Genomic DNA, 18,054 nt, shown 5'->3' with positions numbered 1-18,054 from the left:
TCAGGAATTCATCTTTGTGGCTGCAGCGGCATCGAAGACTTCGAAAATCAGATGGACGCGGTGGTCGTCCCCGTCATTGTATCCGCCGTGCCGGGTTATATTATTGACTTCATAAGCTTCGCCGACATGAAGCTGGAATTGCGCATTGGCGAACTGGAATCGAACGGCGTCGTTTGTCTGTAGTGGCACGTGGATTTTATGGGTATGAAGATTGGCCCCCGCGCCGTCCCGGTGCAGATCAATATGCCGCTTGGCAAGTAGCCGGGCCAGCATGACCTTTGGAAAAACCGGCCGGGTAAAATTATACGGAACAATTGCCGACTGCATCACAGGAAGCAGCAGGGGCGCCCAAAGCGGCCAGCTGGGATAGGAAACGAAATTTGCTGCATTCCGGTTGTCCGGGATGAATCGAAACAGGATATGCTGGGTGTGATGGAAACAGGGAAACCTGTTGGGCTTTCCTTCATCCTCTTTGGCCCAAGCCATCTCTGACAGGCGGCTTACCTTGGCCTGCAGCAAATTGATATCGACCGGCGCAAGATGCCGAACCATCTCCGGTTTTGTCACCCGCGGCAACACGCCAAGCGTGCCCGGATCGGACCGTTCAAGTATGAGCCGTGTTACCGGGCTGGTGGAGGGGGCTTTCATCACGAGCTTGCCATGCCAGAATTGATTGCCGCGTTCTGCGGCTGTCTAGCCTGCGGTGCCCAGGCTTCGATCTGTGTCACAGCGGGGTCGCTTCCGCGTTCTGCCAGATTGGCGTTAACTTTTCGCACAAAAGCCATTCTTGCGGCTTCCTCGGCTGGCAGAGCCCGATTCCGGGCATAGGGCACTCCGCAGCCAAGCAGGATGGCGAGCCAGCCATCCACACCGAACAAGCAATGTTCGGCTAGCATCATCCGCATTCCGGTTGGGTCGGGGCCGGCCTCGCGGTAATAATCAACGGCCGCCTCCGCCGTGTGCAAGGGGGTTGCGTCGCGCGCGTGCTGCCAGAAAGGCGTGTCCAGCAACGTGTTAAACTTGTAATGGCCAGCGAGAAAATCGCGCACCGAATGCCAGCTTCTTTCAGTATAGATATTAAACGCCTCAACCTGTGAGGGCACTATTCTCCGGCTGACGCTCAGAGCGATCGCCAATCGCAGTGCATAGTTGCATATAAGCTGGATATTCGTGGCTTCCAACGGCTCGACAAAACCGTTGGCATTGCCGATAGCGACAGTGTTGCCAACCCACGAGCGACGGATTCTGCGCGTTTCAAAAGGGACCGTTCGGGTTTCGACGACCTTCGGGTTCTTGCTTCTGAATTCGGCCTCGGCGGTCTCGTCATCTATGAAGGCGCTGCAGTAGACATATCCGCGATTTACGACATCGCGGTGCTCGATCTGCCAGCACCAGCCGGCGTTCATCGTTTCTGCAGTTGTATAGGGGCGCAACGGTTCGTCCGTGCGCGTCCATCCGCCGACGACAGCCTTGTCGCAAAAAAGGGAATCTCTCATGCTGAGATAGGGTTCGCCCAAGGCACCATGAATGAGCGCGCCGGAGAAGCCGGAACAATCAACGAACAGATCAGCGGCAAACGCGCGCCCATCTTTGGTCAGGACGTGTTTTACGCCCGATTCGCCCGTTTCGATGTTGGAGACTTCTGCGTCTACAAGCGAAATATTGCGCTGGGAGCATGTTTCCGAGAGGAAATCGACGAACAGCTGATTTTCCATATGATAGGCAGCCGGTGGCCGGCCAACCGAAGCCATTGACTGCAGCGCCGCATCCGGAATCTTTCCGGCCTCCATGAACGCAGAACTTATGCAATATCCGGTAAACGGGCTATCAGGAGGGAAGCTATAGCCAAGCGGCAACTTGTGAAATTCATTGCCGCCTGTGCTTAGCGGTGCTTCAAACGTGTAATCAAAATTGCCATTTTTTCCCCAAAGAAATCGCGCTCCGAACTTAGGGGTAGGTTTTACTGCGGCGTAAAATGCACGCCGATCTAACCCCATGCTGTCATGAAGCAGGGCCGGGGTAGTGGCAAAAGTTCCTTCGCCGATCATGATATGCCCAATGCGAGCGGAATAGAGGACAGTAATCGGCAGGTCAGGGTTCATCTGACGGATCATCAGTGCCGAAACCAGACCGGCAGTACCCGCTCCAACCACCAATACAGAATCTACCCGGCCATCCTTTGATTGCATGCTTCAGACCCCAATTTCACGGTGCTTAGGCTCATCCTCCAACCCTATGACTACCCAATCGTCAAGCACTATTCACCGGCAGGGCATCACTTTATAAAGCGGGCGTAAGAAAAGCGTTTATGGTAAGGCGGCCGTTTCGGGCATCAAGCGGAATTGGGGCAGTCCTGTCGATATCACCGCTATGCAGGATCGCTCCGGGATAGACGACCATGCTGTTGAAGACAGGCTTCGCAGTGGCGATCCTGGTATAACAGGGGTGATGCAAATCCGGCGCAATAGACGTTGAACGAACGCGCTGAGCCTGTTCTAACTTCACAACCGTATCATAGAATGGTTTGCGGTCATCTGTGATCCGTTCAAAGCCGGTGCCCCGATGACGAAAAAAGCCGGTGCCGCCATGCGGGCCACGATTGAGGTATAGCACTGCAGCCATAAGGGCTCCTGTCGAGCCATCGGTATGCGGCATCCGCGCTATACCCCGTCTGTCGAACGGGGGTTGGGTCACTATCGAATAATGTAGACCGCCGGCCAGCTCCGAAATCTCGGCCGCCAACAATGCCCGTACCGCCGCCAAAATCGCTGATTTGACCAACACGGCGACGTCCTTATCCACCGGAGCGCGAACGCCGGGATAGGCTTTGCTCGCCGCCGCATATTTTGCCGCAGAGGCCAGAGCAATCACCCTCTCAGGCTCTTCAAACACGTCGCGTACGAATGCGATGCGGTTTTGCTCACGCCCTATGGTTTTGATTAAAATGCGATCTTCAATTGCCGTCATGCTTGTTTTTCTGCGCCGGTAAAGTCGAAGTTTGTCCCGTCACTGAAGCCTGCATTATCCGGGAACCAGTTATCCTTGCCTGGCAAATTCCCGTGGCCGGATACGATCCAAATATGCGCGCTAATCATGTCGATCGCCTCTCTGCTTTTAGACGACGCCAAGCCGAGACGTAGCGCGTAAGCCATGCGCAGAAGCCCCGCGAACCGCATCGCAGCCGGTGCCGGCAGATAGCATTCGGGCCGATACCGTGTAAATCTTGGCACGATCCCGAGGGTGGAATTGAAAGCCTTGGCGCAACGGTAGCTTGTCATACGGCTGCGGGTGGCAACGAGACCAAGACCGACCAAGGGGGGCGACAGCTGTCCGGTGCTTTAGCCAAGGGGTTTGCACGTAAACACCGACTGCTGAGTGGACTTGCATGGCTTTTATGGTCCTGTGTTCCTTGCGGAAACCGCGTGAATTAGGCGCTATCAAGACTGTCCGTCGTCAGAACATTTTGCACTGAAGGCTTCGTAATATAACGGGGCATTGGCTCGATCTGGTTGGTTGATATTAAGCAGCAGGCTTGCAGTGTTGCAAGCACGGATGTTCGATGTCGTGTTTTTTGGTTCTTTCTCGCTGCCTTGTGATCGCGGATGCTCAGCTGAAGTAGGCATCGGCAGGCGTCACATTGTTCGGGTTTGCGTGATAGCGCTGGTGGCTCGGCATCAGGCAGCGCTCCCGGCACTGCCGTCGCCTGCGCTGATGTTCGACGAACGTCTCGAACTGTGTTTCCAGATCGCCTGGCAGGAAGTAGTTTTCCAGTAGCTCCGGCCTTCATAGCTATCAGCTTTGCTGCCTCTACTCGCCCGTGCCCGGCGTTGATTTCGCCATCATCCGATACCGCCACCGGATTGGGAAAGCCGAACCGCTGGATGCTGTCAGCAATTTGCCTCACTCTTTGTTGTCGCCGGACTTGTTATTTGCAGCAGCTTTGCCTGATTTTGCAGCCGTGCGCCCCTCTGGCTATTGTATAGGGCCTCCCGCAATCTTAATAGGCGACGTCGACGGCGATCCGGAGCGTTCGTGGACGAAGCGGGGTCAGATAGCCCTCGCTGCCTGGAACGAACGGCGTTCCCAGAGCAAAGCGATTGCCACGCGAATCCAGAAGATTGGTTATGGAAAGAGTGATCCCTCGTGAATCATCGCCGATCCGCGCGGCCAGGCCGCTGTCCAGATAGTCTCCTTGCCCTTCGCCCAGAAGCGGGCCGATACCGACACGGGAAGGACCGATATAGCTGGCCCATCCCTGCAGGTGGAAATCCTCGTCACCGATGGCCGTTTCAAAATTGGCCGAGCCGCGCACGGCGTGGCTGGCGACATTGGGTATGCGGCCAAGCCGCCCGGTAGCGGACACCGGGACCGACGAGAGGAAATCGGTGGGGGGACCGGCTAAGGTCGCCCCGGCCAGTTGCAGACCGGTCGACAACTGGATCACGCGACTCTTGTTATAAACTGCTCCCATTTCCAGCGACAGTCCGGTGACAGGTCTGACGGCAATTGAACCCGATATGCTGGTGATTTTTCCATCGCCGATATTGGCGGTGGTCGGGAAGCCATTGGTGTCGATATAATCCGCCTGAATATCCCGCCAGCGGCTGTGCGAGATGGAAATCGTGGCGTCGAAGGGAGTCACGCCCTTGCGACCAAAGCGCATACCCGCGTCATAGGTGGACACATGGTCATTGCGAAAGCGCTGGACGAAGCTGCCGTCTATCGACAGCCCGCCGGGGCGAAATCCTTCCTGATAGCGGGCGTAAAATGTTACATTTTTCCCCAGCTTCGCGAGCAGCGATGCTGATGGCAGCAGGTCCTGTTCATTGCGCTTTGCGGTTATGGCACGGCCGATTTGCGTCAGCGCGACGAGGGCATCGATATCCTCGCCATTACCGCCGAGACGGGCATGGGTATAGCGCAGGCCGCCGGTAGCGACGATATCGGGCAGCAGTTCAAGCGACATTTCGCCATAGGCCGTATATTCGGTGATCCGGTTGGTGACGCCGACAATCGCCGCACGCATGTTCTCTCCGCCAAAGTCCCTTGTTTGGCGTGTCCGATTGTCAATGAAGCTGGCGCCGATCACCCAGCCCAGCCCGTCGCTATAGGGGCGGGACAGGCGCGTCTCGCTGGTCAGCATCCGGGTCGCATTCCGCTGTTCGAAAATACGGGGCGTGTCTCCGACCAGACTGGCGTCGAACCGTTCGTAGAGATTGTGGTCGACATAGGCATTGGAGGACTGGAAATGGAGATTGTCCCAGTCCTTCATGATCACCACCATCGCCGAACCGTAGCGCGCCTTTGCACCCTGCTCGACAAGACTGCTGCGGGTTAAGGGTGGGGCATTTTTGTCAGCATATTGGGCGTCATCGGCCTTTATGGTCTGGTAGATGCCACCGAAATCTATTGCCCAATTGTCACCAAGGTCGAGTTGCAGCGTGCCGCGTCCACCACGGATATCGGTACGGTTTACGTCATTCAGTCCGAGCAGCGGATTGTCGATATAGCCACCGTCGCTGATGGAATAGCCGACCAGCCGCAGCGCATGCCCTCTCGCACCGACAGGGATATTCGCTGTGGCTGAAATATCGCCACCCGGCGCGCCATGCTGCACCAGAGAAACGCCCGCTGAGGCGACCAGAGTCGTCTCGTCCGGGTCGGGTGCCTTGGGGATCATCCGGATAATGCCCCCCAGCGATCCCGCGCCATATAATGTGCCTTGCGGTCCTTCGAGAATTTCCACCCGGTCGATATCGTAAAGTCGCAAGTCGGGATCGGGCGCGTTATAGCTGAGACGGATATCGCCGAGATATTGCCCGACCGTCGCCTGGGTCGGTCCAGTAAAGCTTGAATCGGCGATGCCTCTTATGAACAGCTTGTTTCGGCCGCTGCCAAGATGAGTGGAGGATATGGTCGCCATGCGCGACAATATCGAATCCATGCCCCGCTCTCCGCCAAACTGCAGATCGGCACCGTCCAATATGGTGACGGCGCCGGCATAGTTGACATAAGGCATGTCGATCTTGCTGGCGTTGACGACAATTTCTTCAACCGGACGTTGCTCCTCCGCTGATGGCGTCGCTTGCACGCTGACCTGGCGTGATTTGCGGGTTGATCCGGCCTGACGAGTGGCGTGTTGAGAGCGGGATGCCCGCCGTTCAATGCGCCAGCTGGTCGCACCGACCTTCACCGCATGCGCATCGGTACCGGAAAGCATGCGATCAAGGGCCTTTTGCACGCTCATCCGACCGCGAACCGGTTTTACCATCCTTCGCCAGAGTTTTGCATCGGCCACGCTGATGCTGATGCCCGCCTGTCGCCCGAGTAGCGGGAGGCTTTGCAACAATGTTCCGCTTGGCAATTCGATCAAGCGCGATTCATCACGTGCCGCGACGGGGGTCGCGCACAAAAGTAAAAACAGGGCGGAGAACAGGCGGGTGTTCATTTCAGCGGGTCAGCAACCATCCTTCATTCTGTTTTTCTCCTCTAATGCCTGCCAGTGCCGTCAGGTCATCGATCACTCGCTGTTGGTCATCGCTGATCAAAAGGGCGCCGCGAAACGGCAGCGATGCAACGTCGGGCGAGACACTGATTTTCAGACCGGCCGTTCTGCCAAGATCTTCGGCGACCTGCGCAATGGACGTCCCATTATAGACAAGCTGGCCCTTCCGCCAGCTACCGACGCTGAGGGGGTCAATGGCCTGCACCCGGGGCGGTCCCAACGCATCCGAAGCCTCAATTCCGAATCCAGCATCCAGCGAGATATTCTCGCGTTCCGGATTGTACAGCACCAGGCCCTCCGACACGGCTACGGTCAGCGTATCAGACCGGCGAATGACGTTGAAGGCGGTCCCCATGTCGACAAGCTTCGCTTTGCCGGCCTCGACCAGGAACGGGTGGTCTTCGCGGTGAACGACGTGGAACATTGCCTCGCCACTTTCGAGCCGGGCGAAGCGGGGCCGGTCTTCGTCCAGTGCGATGATTGTTCCGCCATTGATCTCGATCCGGGAGCCGTCTGCCAACGCGACCGTCCGATGCTCTCCGGCGACGGTTTCAATACGGGTGACATTATTGTTGAACATGCTGGTGCCGATAATTCCAAGCAGCGCAGCAGCCAGAGCTCCACTCAGCCATGTCCGGCGATTGGCAAAGACCGGCTGCTTGGTGGCTACAATGTCGTCGGCCGGTTCAGGATATTCATCAAGTTCCGCGTCGCGGGCCGCCAGCCGGTCGTAGATGGCGGCATGATTTGGGGCCTGTTCCAGCCATTCGGTGAAGTTCTCCCAATCGTCGAAAGCAGGATCGCGTTGGCGGATTATCCAGTCCAGTGCCTGGGCTTCGACCGCAAAGGGTGTTTCATCGCTCATCGATTTGCCCTTTCATTGTGGCAAGCACTTTGTAGACTTTGCGTAAATCCGCCTCCACCGTGCTCAGACTGACACCCAGCCGGGCCGCGATGGCGCGCTGGCTTATACCCTCGATGCGAAAATAGCGGAAGGCGGCGGCTGGGCGTTCGCCGAGCTCGTTGATCGTAGCTTCGACGCGGGCCAGTTCCTCCCGCGAGATAAGCGATTGTTCGACCGATGGATGCCCACGTCCGCTTTCTTGCTCACCCCAGGCCTTCTCGCGCATTTCAGTCGCACGCGCGGAGCGGTAGCGGTCCAGCATCAGATTGTTGGCGGCGCGGTAAAGATAGGAAAGCGGGTTTGCCACGGGTCCGGGGCGTGACCTTGCAATCTGTACCCACAATTCCTGGAATAGATCTTCAGCACTGTCGCCGGCGCCGCGAGCCAGCAGAAAGCGGATCAGCTTTTCACGGTTGGTGAGCAGCACAGCTTCGATGCCGCGTGCGGATTCAACTTTTTTATCAACCATGCTCATGAACTGTTCGCTTCGGCTGTGGCGCTTGTCCGGTGCGATGCGCCTTTTGCTGATATGGCCGTCGCAAGCGTCTTCCGCTGGCGCGATATATAGCGAGCGCAATCTATCGCGCAACAGCAGCATGAGTGGGCGGGCGGTGTCCGAGGCGGGTGTAGCAAAAATGTCTGTCTCCATTTCCGTTTTAAAGGAAGGCAAGGGGGGGATTGGGATATATCCTGCCCCCTTGCGCTCTCGCCCGAGCGATTTTACTACAGACCGACTCGCAGACTGGCGCGTACCGCTACAGCCGCATGACTCTGCTGTTCCTCGACAGAAACTTCGCCGCCGATCTGGAAGGCGGAATTGCCGGCGACTGCGCGCAATCGTCCGATCCATCCGCTTTTGCGTTGTTCCGGCACAAGGGTGAAGGGCGAACCGTTTTCGAACTGGGCAACGGTGACACCAAGAGATCCGCCGACGATTTCGCGTCGCCCTGCCTCGAGCTCAAAGCGATACCATCCATCATATTGGTCAACACCACCCAGATCGAGGCCCATCGAAATTGTGCCGGAAACCGCCAACTCGTCGCTTTCACGGTCGGCGACAGTCAGATCCAGCGCCTCGCCACCGCCGGATTCAGCATAGCCGTCTTCACTCAACTTGAAATATTCTACGGCAACTGTCGGGCGGATCGAGAAATTGCCCGAACGCATGTCACGGGCTACCGCACCGGAGGCTGACCACAAGGTGCCACCCCAATCCGATGTCATGGTCTTCGTGATATCCTCCCCGTCCAGTTCCCCAACAAAATAGCGGTTGCCGTCAAAGTTGATCTTCGCGCCGGATATGCGGGCATGGGCCAGCCAGTTGTCGGCGGCCAGACGCCAGTATCCGGCCAGTTCCCATTGTTCGGACCAGACTTCATTGCCATTGCTTGCGTTATCGTTCTTGCCGTGAATATATCCGACAGAGGCGCCGAAATTGCAGATGCCGGTCTTGTGTTCTGCACCCGCGGATATACCCCAGCCACCGACGTCATAGCCGGCGGTGTCGCCCACACTTTTCGAACTGCCCCAGCCGACCTGCGCAACCCAGTAGCCCCATTTGCCTTCATCCTTGAACGGAGCGCTCGGATCTGCAAGGAACCGTGCCATTGCCCGGGATCCCAGAGTGACATTTTCGAAAATTCCACCCCCATGCTCGGGCAACATCTGCTGCAACTGATTGCGAAACTGTTGCTGATCGGCAATTGCCAGGAACAGGCCTTCGACATCCTCATCGGTTTGCAGTGCCGCATAGGCTGCGGCAAATCCGCTTGCCTCGGACCGGTTGAGGCCGAGTTCCGTCGCATCCTTGCGGGCCACGCTGACAATGACCTGATTGGCGTTCGAGCTGAGGGATCCTTTGTAGAGGAAAGGCAGGAGCGCGGTTGAGGCGGTCAAATTTGTCGCGCCGGTGATGGTTCCAGCCTGCACGACCACATGGTCCCCCTCGGCGCTCTGGACATTGGACAATTTGATCGCGAGTTTCGATCCGGCACCAAAGCTTGCATCGCCTGATACCTGTAAAGCCGTATCGTTGGTGCCGCCCAGTGTGACGCCGAGCACAGCATCGTCCGTGATGGCAAGCGATGCAATTTGAGCAGCGCCGGTGACATCGAACGTGCCGCCAGACGCTGTCACCGCAAGGCCTTGTGCATTGGTCAGCGAGCCGGAGTATCGTGAGGTGCCGGACAAATCCAGCATGTCTGCTCCGCCGCCAAAATCAACATTGCCGTCAAACACCGCTGTGCCCGAGAGTGCCAGAATATCTGTGTCTGCGCCAAATTCCGCTTTGCCGGCGTAAACTGCGTCGCCGGACAGGTTGAGCTGATTGTCGCCGGCGCCGAAGCTGCTGCTTCCCCTCATGCTGCCATCGGCTATTTCGAAAATGTCGTTGCCGTTGCCGAAGCGAACGTCGCCGATGATCGAAGGAGCCTTCGCCGACGCCGCTACTGCGGTCTGGCGGACGGTGGCACCCGAGTCATTTGCCGAAAGATCGATCGCGACATTGCGGCCCGATGATGCGAGCGCACCGGTGGCAGCGATCGTACCGCTGTTTTCAATCAGCTCGACGGTGCCGGACGAGTCCATGATCGCAATCGCGGTGGCCTCATTGCCGCCCGCTTTAGCGCCAATCGTGCCACTGTTGCGGATGGTTGCGAGATTTGCGCCGGCGCTGATCGAAATCGCGGTGCTGATCGAAGTTGTGATGCTTCCACCGGTCGCTTCGATGGTGCCGGCATTGCGGATTTCTGGTGTCGTGGCGCCCGATCCCAATTGCACCGCTGTTGCCGATCCACCGTTGGAGACCGCTTTTATCGAGCCGGTTGCACTTATGCCAATGCCGCCGTCTATGGTGACGGTGCCGCCGAGTCCGCCGATTTGCAGGCCGCCGGCGTTGATGCCGCTGTAAACACCGCTGCCCAGGACGCCGCCGTCGATGACCAACCCAAAACCTGTTCCCGTGCCGGCGATCGCGCCGATGGTTACGGCGTTGCCGGCATCGCCAATACGCATTGCGGGCGCCGCGCCATAAGAACGGACGAGCGCAGAACCTTCTTTGGAATCCTCAATGCCGTCATCATCCTCGTCATTGTCTGTGGCGCTGTTATCCTTCGGCGGCACGGCGAGAATGATACCGCCCGAAACATTGCCAGCAATCGACAGGGTTGGGCCGCCTTGCAGCAGGTCGTCGGCGTCCAGCTTGGAGCTGTCGGCGGGCGCTGTCGCATATCGATAGCCGGTGGACTGCAGAGATCCCTGGACCACAAGCGCGCCATCGACATTACCGTCGACACGCGCCGCTACCGCGTCAAGACCTTGCACGGTGATGGTTCCGGCAATCCGAACATCGCCGGTAATATCTTGCAAACTAACGCCTAGCGCGTTGTCGCCGAGCACGGTGGTCGTGCCGTCATGCACAAAATTGCCGGCCAATGGACCGCCCAGACGGATCCCGGCGGAGTCATTGCCTTCGATCGTGATCGTTCCGCTATTCGTAATATTGCCGTTGAAAGCGCCGGCGGTCGCGATGCCTGTCCGGCCTGTTCCGGTGGCAAATGGGCCATCTATGTCCCCGTCATTGTCGGCATCTGTTGGCGCATAGGGCTCGTCAAGAATGATCTTTCCCGTCGCGCTATTGGTGATTGTACCGGTGACGCCTGACTCTGCGAGAATAGCGGTCGCGTTGTCGGCATTGCCGATCTCTATCGTACCGTCGTTGACCAGAATGTTGTCGCTGTCGACGGTAACCGCAATACCCGCTGTCGGTTGGACCGAGCCCGCTGAAGTGATCCTGATATCATCGGCTCCCCCTCCATCGATGGTGGATGTGCGGATCGGGTCGGTGGTGGCTGTCGCTATGCTTGTTTCCGCCCGTGCGGGGAGGGCAATGACAGCGACCAGACAGGTCGACGCGAGTAGATATTTGCGCATGTAAATCCTCTTGTGAATATGGGGACATATTTCCCTGAATATTCACAAGACGGAGCCATTTGGTCGCAGCCTTGACCGGAGTGAATTTTTTTTGGGGTTCAGCCTGATTGTTCTAGGTTTTTCAGGTGGCTGCAAGTGGTAGAAGGTGCAGGGCGGTTCCCGCAATATTAGCGCATCGCGTCGGCAACAATTGCATCGCAGTCCAGCGACTTCGGCTTTTGCATGAAAGCCTCTTTCTGTTCGTCGCTGTCGCCTATACCCAGCGCGCTGCCGATAGATTTTGTCGCAACTTTCAAAACATCTCCGAGGGAAGGCTTTTCTGCATCCCGGGCTTTGCCGAGCCCGGCCACGGACACATCCGGAGCGTTCAGCGTTCCGGAAATTTTGATCGGATCGACAATGCGCAAAGCGCTTTTCCCCTTGGCGCCGCCGCGCAATATCAGAGAGACTGTTTCGCCTTTCAGGGCGATCCGTCCCTGGCCACGTCCGACCGAGACACTGGTATCTATGGCAAGCGGTGCGGGTGTCAAAATACCGTTTCGGGCCGTAAAGCTGGCTACCAGACAGCGCAGTGGCACCCGCGCTTCCGGATTGCCGATTATTTCCTGGACCGCGGCCCCGAGATTCTGGCCAAGAACATGTGCAGCTGTAGCGCGAACGCTGCCGCCCGAAGCGACCATCGCGGCTCTGCCGTTTGCCTTTTCCAAGGCGGACCGGACCGTGTCGCCGGTGCCGGACAATAAAATCCGGCCCCGCATCTTTGCCGTCACGATATCGTCATTGCCGATCAGATCGGAAAGGGAAGCGCCTCTCAGTGTCAGGTCCGTTGAAAATTTCGGTGCGCCACTTCGGTGATCGACCCGCACGGTGCCAACCATTCGGCCACTCTTCAACACGATGACCAGATCTGTCATGTCGATCAACTTGTGATCCAGCGACAATTTGCCCCGCACGCTCCGGAATATCGTATCCCGCCGCGAAAGCAGGCGGTCAACGGTGAAAGTCATCTGGCCATCGGTCGGCCCCATTTTGGAGAGATTGATACGGGTGTTGGGAATGACCCGGGGGCCAATGCGCCGGGTGAGAGCCGCCGCTTTGGCCAAGCCTTCATCGTCTGCCAGATCGTTAAAGTCCAGCGTAGCGAATTTTATGCTGGCGTCTATTTTGGTCCGGCCATCCCGTTTCAGGACGTCCGCCTTGCCCGTCAGGCTGGACCGGCCTATCGATCCGTTCAGCTTCTCAATATACCAGTCCTTTCCCTGGTGACGGATATCTGCTTGCAAATCGATCTTTTGCGTCCCGAACAGACCAGCTTCGACAATGCGGTCGAGATTTTTTAGAGTCGGCGCGCGTGCAGATAGCGTCGCGACGAACCGATCGGTGTTCAATACGCCCTGCATTTCGCCTTTGGCCTTCAGTTCCAAAGCCGGAGACTGCAAGGAAAGCTGAAAAGGATAGCCGGCTTCGGGATCAATCCCCGTAATGGGGCCTCCGGTGAACGCCATTACGGCGCTGGACTTTAAAAATGTACCGCGTCCCTCCGCGCGAAGACCGTTTCGCGAATTGACCAAAATGGGACCCGCAAGCGAGAGGCCCCGCTTATGGTCGACATAGCTGAAACGGGAGTGGGCGACATCCAGATCGGTCAGGACCGGGGTGCTGGCTTCTGCACCATCCTTGCGATCATCTTGGTCATTCCAGTTGCTCCGGCCATCCTCGTCGCGGACAAGAGCGATTTCCAGCCCCTCTACAGTGACCCGATCTGGCTGAGTGTTGCCGGTCAGAACTTCAAACACGGACAGCCGCGCCGAAACTGATTTCAGTCGGAGGAAATCGCCTTCACCCGCCCAGGCCGGTTGCGCAACGCGAAGATTATGGATGGTGATAACCGGAGCGTAGGAAAAAAAGCTGTCCCGGGTGACGGTGCCGATTGTTACTTCGCGTTCGGCGGTTCCTTGCAACTTCTCCTTGATCACGCTTTTGAAGATGCCTGCGGGAACCGCCCCCAGCAGCAAAATAGCCGACAGCAGAACGACGAGACAGGTGGCAATGATGATTCTCAGCTTCCGATAGGGGCTTTCGCGAGTGATTTCAGCGATATCGACCATCTACGAATGATCCGCCGACGTTGCGCGGGTGCGGAATTTGGCAATGATTGCATATTGAACCGGTTCGTCCCGCTTTGCCCTTGCCAATTTCATCTGTTGCGCATCCTGCTGGTTGGTGCCGGTATTTTCCGCCCTTGGCGGTCGAATGGTCCTGCATAGCTGGATCTACGTCCGGGCGGGACAAAAGTTGCAGCGATACAGAGCGCCCCGACTGAGCCGGCGGACGAATGGCAGCGCTTACCGCTTTGGTGGCCTGCAACATATTGGTCATCGCATTTTCGCGGAGCCGTGTAGGGCGCTTGGCCGTCCGGGCAGGCGGTTGGCGTGGCTGATCTGAAATCGTTCAGCACCAGGGTTGCCAGCCCGGCACTAGACTGATTGCATCAGCAGAGCCTTGCCTGTCCAGTCACTGTCTTCCACCGCGTTGGCCAGCACTGCAGCGACATCGCCACGCGCCGCTTTTCCCTTGGGGTCAACATCGTCGCCGAACCGCATGTTACGATTGCCATCCTCATCGGTCAGGCTGACGGGCCGGACGATTGCGTAGTTCAGGCCCGAGGCTTTCAAATGTTCATCGGCGTCATGTTTCGCTTGCAGATAATGCGCAAGATCGCTTTCCGGGTCGGGATCATCCGCGCCAGCGCTGCTCAACATCACGAAGCGTGATACGCCCGCCTCGCTGGCCAGATCAATCAGCCGTTTGGCACCGTCGCGATCAACCTTGTCGGTCATTTCGGGACCGGTGGATCCGCCTGATCCGGCCGCGAAAATTACGGCATCGCAACCATCGCAAACGCCGCTTTGCAGATCGGTCAAGTCCGCCTGGCGTTGCTCTACCCCTTGCGGCAATGAGCTTGTATTCGAGGATTCACGAACCAGCGCGACGGGGGAATGGCCGCTGTTCTTCAGTTGATTCACGAGCCGCAATCCGGTTTTGCCGGTCGCGCCGGCGATCAGAATATTCATAGGTCGCTCCGTTCACTTCACTTGTTGGGGGATTAAAGCAGATCGAGCAGCTTGCTCGCGGCTTCTGCTGACGATGCGGGGTTCTGGCCAGTGACCAGCATGCTGTCGACGACAACGAAAGGGGCCCAGTCATGAGTCTTGCGATAGATGCCACCATTTTCTTTCAGCATATCTTCGACAAGAAAAGGCACGACATTGGTCAGGCCAACCCCTTCTTCTTCCGAATTGGTAAAGCCGGTTACTGCCTTGCCTTTGACCAGCGGTTCGCCAACCGCGTTTTTCGCATGTTTGAAGATGGCGGGAGCGTGGCAGACTGCGCCGACAGGGCGGCCGCTGGCGGAAAATGTTTCGATCAGGGCCTTGCTGTCATCATTTTCGGCCAGATCCCAGAGCGGACCGTGGCCACCGGGATAGAAGATTGCGTCAAAGCCGTCGGCCGAAACGGCTGACAATGGCTTGGTGTTAGCAATTGCCGCCTGCGCGGCTTTGTCAGACTTGAATCGTTTCGTATCTTCGGTCTGGGCGTCGTCTGCGTCGCTGGATGGATCCAGCGGCGGCTGTCCGCCTTCGGGGGAAGCCAGCGTGATATCCGATCCGGCATCCTTGAAAATATAATAAGGCGCTGCGAATTCTTCGAGCCAGAAACCGGTCTTTTTGCCGGTGTCGCCAAGTTCGTCGTGTGAGGTGAGAACCATCAGGATTTTCATATTTCTTGCCATCTTGTAATGTTATATTTGCTATTTCCTCCAACAACGTTCCGGTGGTGCATTGGTTGCGCGGCCGGGTCTCAAATTCGGTGAATGCAAGCTCAAGACCGCGCGTCCAATCCATTCATTCTGCTATGAATAGGCGCCTTCGGAATAGGTCAGTTCATAGCTGTGGCTGTATATCTCGAACACGATTCCGAACGGGTCCTCGACGTAGCACATGCGATAGGGCTTCTCGCCGGGATAATATTCGCGTACCGGCATGCGCTGCTTGCCGCCGGCCGCAACAATCTTTTCGATCAGCCCTTCTACGTCCGGATCTTGGACACAGAAATGGAATGTTCCCAAACGCTTGTGGTCCAGATTATTATCAGGCGCATAGTTGTCCGGAAACTCGAACAATTCGATGCCGACGCGATCAGCGGTGGCGAGGTGGGCGATACGCAGGCTGTCCCATCCGGGGCCAAAAACATCCGTACACATGATTCCGACCGCACTATCGTCTTCGATGACACTCGTCGGTTCCATTATCGTGTAGAGTCCGAGAACCCCGGTATAGAATTTCACCGCGGCATCGAGGTCGGGAACGGATAGTCCAATATGGGAGAAAGCGCGTGGTGCAGTTTGCATTCTAGATTTCCTTTCATCTTCTGATCAGAAGGAAATAGAGCAGCAACAACATTTAAAAAAATAATCATTCAAAAATATAATCATAACATATAGTAATGATTCATGCTGAATTCCCAATGGCTGGAAAGCTTCGTTGTGCTTTGCGAAACCGGTCACTTTACCAAGGCAGCCAGCCTGCTGAATATGACACAGCCAGGGGTTTCGCAGCATCTGCGAAAGCTCGAGACTCAAGTTGGTCAATCGCTGATCTCTCGCCAGGGCAAAGGTTTTAGCCTGACATCTGCGGGTGAAGCGGTTCTGGCAGTCGGACAGGCAAGGCGGGCTCAAGAACAGGCGCTGCAGGAAACCATATCGCAGGATGATCCTGCGGTTGGCGAAGTGGCTATGGCCTGTTCCGGTAGTTTTGCAACGCTGCTATATCCTGAAATGCTATCTGCGATGCAAACCTCGCCGAGCCTGAGTATAAGGCTCGAGGCGGTCCCGCAGGACAAGGTGCTGGCCGGTGTACTGGAGGGACGATTTGATCTCGGTGTTGCCGATCATGATCCGCAACACCCACGGCTTCAGGCAGAACATCTGGGGCAGGAGGAATTGTGCCTGGTGATTCCCGAACGCGCGTCGGTTTCGCCGATCAGCTTTCAACGGCTGGAAGAGCTCGGCTTCATCGCGCATCCAGACGGTTTCGCCTATGCTGACGATCTGTTCGCGATGAACTTTCCCGATGAGTTCCGCGGATCGGATCGCCTGCGAATCCGGAGCTTTGTAAACCAGATCAGCCAGATTCCCGCACCCGTGGCGCGCGGTATCGGTTATACGCTGCTGCCACGCAGCGGTGTCGACAGCTATCCTGATAACGACAGATTGCGCATCGCACCGCTTTCCAAGCAGCTGCGCCACGATCTGTGGATGATCTCCCGGAGGGGGCGAGTCTTGCCAGCACGTGTTTCGCGAATTGCGGCGCTGATACAGGCGGTATCTGATAGGCTGGAGAAAAAATGAGTGCCTTTGGCATTCAGGCCTCGCCTAAGCGGAAGTAAAATTCTAGGTGCTATTCATGGACAGCGATAGCAAGGCCCTTCTATTATCATTGAGCAGATATCTGCGTCCAGCCATATCCTTGCCGCCAAGAGGTGTTGGGGAACCGATCAGCGAGACGCTCGCAACTTTTGCAGACAATCGGCATCGCGTCGGCCCGCTCTTGCACATGGCGATGCAAAATTGTGCTGATATTACAGCAACGGGCCCTGCCGCAACGCTGTTGGAATTGGCCTGTCAGAAAAATTTGATTGCAAGTCTGAAACAAAAGGCTGCCGAACAAAGAATATCGAAATTGCTAAAAGACCATTCCATTCCATTCACCGTTCTGAAAGGGCGAGGACTGGCACAACAGCTTCATGATAATTCTGCTGTCCGACGATCGAAAGATATCGATATTCTCATTTCCCCGGACCGGTCCCGTCAAGCTATCGCAATGATGAACCAGCAGGGTTATATCTACAAGTCTGCGACGTTGAAACGTACTGAGATACCTCAGTCTATACGCCAGAAGATGGAGTTGAAGCGGTTCAAGGATATTACCTTTATTGACCCTGCTGTTTCGGTCCCAATCGAACTGCATCAGAGATTGTTCAAGTTCGAGCCGAGAGATCTCACAGGAGATTTTAACAATTCCGTGCAATTCGATGCCCAGCCATCGCTGTCTAACAGCTTCTACTGCCTGTACCTCGTCCTGCATGGATCGCTCGCCATGTGGCCGAGATTGAAGTGGGTCGTCGATTTGTCGATTGTTGCGCGATACATGCCCGCGGATAATCGACTGGAGATGCTGAGTATCGCGGCAACCTACGGTTGCGATACAGCGGTCGCGGCAAGTCTGCTGATGACCGAACAAGTCTTTCCTGACAGCCTGGATGACGGATGGCAGCAAATACTCAAGCCATATATGAAAGCTCGGAATACCGCAGAATTGAAGGACCTGTTCTTCGAAACATTGACGGCTGACACCAACGGCCGACCGAATTTGCCTTGGAAAAGCTCGCTCCTCTCTGGCTCTGCCGATATTATCTTTTCGGGGAAAATCGGTCTGATGGACAGCACGCGCGCCCGCGTTTTGAATTCTGTATTTGCCCGGATATAACCATGCATATCAGGCGGCCATATACGGCGATCATGGCGATGACTTTGTGGAGAAGGCGCTGACGCATTCGCTGCTTCATCCTTGTGACGATATTTCTTCTGTTTTTGTGGACCATCAAATGGCGTGGTGATTGCTGTCGCCCGCGATACGGCCGACGCCTTTCGATT

At 56.7% G+C, this 18,054-nt stretch carries 14 protein-coding genes and 1 pseudogene; 2 read left to right on the top strand and 13 right to left on the bottom strand.

Translation table 11 applies throughout. From position 1 onward, the window contains the following. The 13 genes and pseudogenes from BOSE62_RS09335 to BOSE62_RS09275 form a co-directional block, all read right to left on the bottom strand. Positions 1-648: an aspartyl/asparaginyl beta-hydroxylase domain-containing protein gene (locus BOSE62_RS09335; RefSeq protein ID WP_159645315.1), complete on the bottom strand. Its 648-nt coding sequence runs from the start codon at positions 646-648 to the stop codon at positions 1-3. Next, positions 648-2,189 (bottom strand): tryptophan 7-halogenase, encoded by a 1,542-nt coding sequence (locus BOSE62_RS09330; protein ID WP_159645312.1) that lies wholly within the window; start codon positions 2,187-2,189, stop codon positions 648-650. The genes BOSE62_RS09335 and BOSE62_RS09330 overlap by 1 nt, the downstream gene beginning before the upstream one ends. Positions 2,190-2,280: 91 nt before the next feature. Continuing rightward, a complete protein-coding gene (locus tag BOSE62_RS09325) occupies positions 2,281-2,967 on the bottom strand; it encodes a DUF6445 family protein (RefSeq protein WP_159645309.1) in 687 nt (228 codons plus the stop codon). After that, positions 2,964-3,152, bottom strand: coding sequence for a hypothetical protein (locus tag BOSE62_RS09320; RefSeq protein ID WP_159645307.1), 189 nt, complete (start codon positions 3,150-3,152; stop codon positions 2,964-2,966). Before BOSE62_RS09320 ends, BOSE62_RS09325 begins: the two co-directional genes overlap by 4 nt. Positions 3,153-3,519: 367 nt before the next feature. Continuing rightward, positions 3,520-3,774, bottom strand: a pseudogene (locus tag BOSE62_RS09315) (hypothetical protein); the annotation flags it as partial. Positions 3,775-3,997: 223 nt separating this feature from the next. After that, entirely contained in the window at positions 3,998-6,373 is a 2,376-nt protein-coding gene (locus BOSE62_RS09310) for a TonB-dependent receptor (protein WP_328799772.1), read from the bottom strand. Positions 6,374-6,449: 76 nt separating this feature from the next. After that, complete coding sequence (locus tag BOSE62_RS09305; protein ID WP_159645301.1) at positions 6,450-7,370, bottom strand: FecR family protein; 921 nt, start codon at positions 7,368-7,370, stop codon at positions 6,450-6,452. Further along, positions 7,360-8,058: an RNA polymerase sigma factor gene (locus BOSE62_RS09300; RefSeq protein WP_328799771.1), complete on the bottom strand. Its 699-nt coding sequence runs from the start codon at positions 8,056-8,058 to the stop codon at positions 7,360-7,362. The genes BOSE62_RS09305 and BOSE62_RS09300 overlap by 11 nt, the downstream gene beginning before the upstream one ends. A 74-nt stretch (positions 8,059-8,132) precedes the next feature. Then, the gene (locus BOSE62_RS09295) at positions 8,133-11,339 is read right to left on the bottom strand and encodes an autotransporter outer membrane beta-barrel domain-containing protein (protein WP_159645298.1); all 3,207 of its coding nucleotides are present in this window, start codon (positions 11,337-11,339) and stop codon (positions 8,133-8,135) included. A 167-nt stretch (positions 11,340-11,506) separates the two neighbouring features. Further along, complete coding sequence (locus BOSE62_RS09290) at positions 11,507-13,447, bottom strand: AsmA family protein (RefSeq protein ID WP_159645295.1); 1,941 nt, start codon at positions 13,445-13,447, stop codon at positions 11,507-11,509. Positions 13,448-13,816: 369 nt separating this feature from the next. Next, entirely contained in the window at positions 13,817-14,413 is a 597-nt protein-coding gene (locus BOSE62_RS09285; RefSeq protein WP_159645292.1) for an SDR family oxidoreductase, read from the bottom strand. A 32-nt stretch (positions 14,414-14,445) separates the two neighbouring features. Continuing rightward, a complete protein-coding gene (locus tag BOSE62_RS09280; protein ID WP_159645289.1) occupies positions 14,446-15,120 on the bottom strand; it encodes a type 1 glutamine amidotransferase domain-containing protein in 675 nt (224 codons plus the stop codon). A gap of 132 nt (positions 15,121-15,252) precedes the next feature. After that, positions 15,253-15,750, bottom strand: coding sequence for a lactoylglutathione lyase family protein (locus BOSE62_RS09275; RefSeq protein WP_159645286.1), 498 nt, complete (start codon positions 15,748-15,750; stop codon positions 15,253-15,255). Positions 15,751-15,852: 102 nt separating this feature from the next. On the opposite strand from BOSE62_RS09275, the gene BOSE62_RS09270 reads away from it, so the two are divergent. Then, complete coding sequence (locus BOSE62_RS09270; protein WP_159645283.1) at positions 15,853-16,749, top strand: LysR family transcriptional regulator; 897 nt, start codon at positions 15,853-15,855, stop codon at positions 16,747-16,749. A gap of 55 nt (positions 16,750-16,804) precedes the next feature. Continuing rightward, positions 16,805-17,887: a nucleotidyltransferase family protein gene (locus BOSE62_RS09265; RefSeq protein WP_159645280.1), complete on the top strand. Its 1,083-nt coding sequence runs from the start codon at positions 16,805-16,807 to the stop codon at positions 17,885-17,887. The last annotated feature ends 167 nt before the right edge of the window (positions 17,888-18,054 follow it).

This window comes from Sphingorhabdus sp. 109 (assembly GCF_902506555.1).
Lineage (GTDB): Bacteria > Pseudomonadota > Alphaproteobacteria > Sphingomonadales > Sphingomonadaceae > Parasphingorhabdus.
The sequence above is the reverse complement of the archived record's forward strand: the minus strand, read 5'-3'. Positions and strand labels throughout refer to the sequence as shown.

Bases quoted from the DNA above. Each gene is read 5' to 3' on its own strand.
- BOSE62_RS09275 (WP_159645286.1), bottom strand. From the start codon at position 15,750: ATGCAAACTGCACCACGCGCTTTCTCCCATATTGGACTATCCGTTCCC.
- BOSE62_RS09305 (WP_159645301.1), bottom strand. From the start codon at position 7,370: ATGAGCGATGAAACACCCTTTGCGGTCGAAGCCCAGGCACTGGACTGG.
- BOSE62_RS09335 (WP_159645315.1), bottom strand. From the start codon at position 648: ATGAAAGCCCCCTCCACCAGCCCGGTAACACGGCTCATACTTGAACGG.
- BOSE62_RS09290 (WP_159645295.1), bottom strand. From the start codon at position 13,447: ATGGTCGATATCGCTGAAATCACTCGCGAAAGCCCCTATCGGAAGCTG.
- BOSE62_RS09320 (WP_159645307.1), bottom strand. From the start codon at position 3,152: ATGGCTTACGCGCTACGTCTCGGCTTGGCGTCGTCTAAAAGCAGAGAG.
- BOSE62_RS09285 (WP_159645292.1), bottom strand. From the start codon at position 14,413: ATGAATATTCTGATCGCCGGCGCGACCGGCAAAACCGGATTGCGGCTC.
- BOSE62_RS09300 (WP_328799771.1), bottom strand. From the start codon at position 8,058: ATGGAGACAGACATTTTTGCTACACCCGCCTCGGACACCGCCCGCCCA.
- BOSE62_RS09280 (WP_159645289.1), bottom strand. From the start codon at position 15,120: ATGAAAATCCTGATGGTTCTCACCTCACACGACGAACTTGGCGACACC.
- BOSE62_RS09330 (WP_159645312.1), bottom strand. From the start codon at position 2,189: ATGCAATCAAAGGATGGCCGGGTAGATTCTGTATTGGTGGTTGGAGCG.
- BOSE62_RS09265 (WP_159645280.1), top strand. From the start codon at position 16,805: ATGGACAGCGATAGCAAGGCCCTTCTATTATCATTGAGCAGATATCTG.
- BOSE62_RS09325 (WP_159645309.1), bottom strand. From the start codon at position 2,967: ATGACGGCAATTGAAGATCGCATTTTAATCAAAACCATAGGGCGTGAG.
- BOSE62_RS09270 (WP_159645283.1), top strand. From the start codon at position 15,853: ATGCTGAATTCCCAATGGCTGGAAAGCTTCGTTGTGCTTTGCGAAACC.
- BOSE62_RS09295 (WP_159645298.1), bottom strand. From the start codon at position 11,339: ATGCGCAAATATCTACTCGCGTCGACCTGTCTGGTCGCTGTCATTGCC.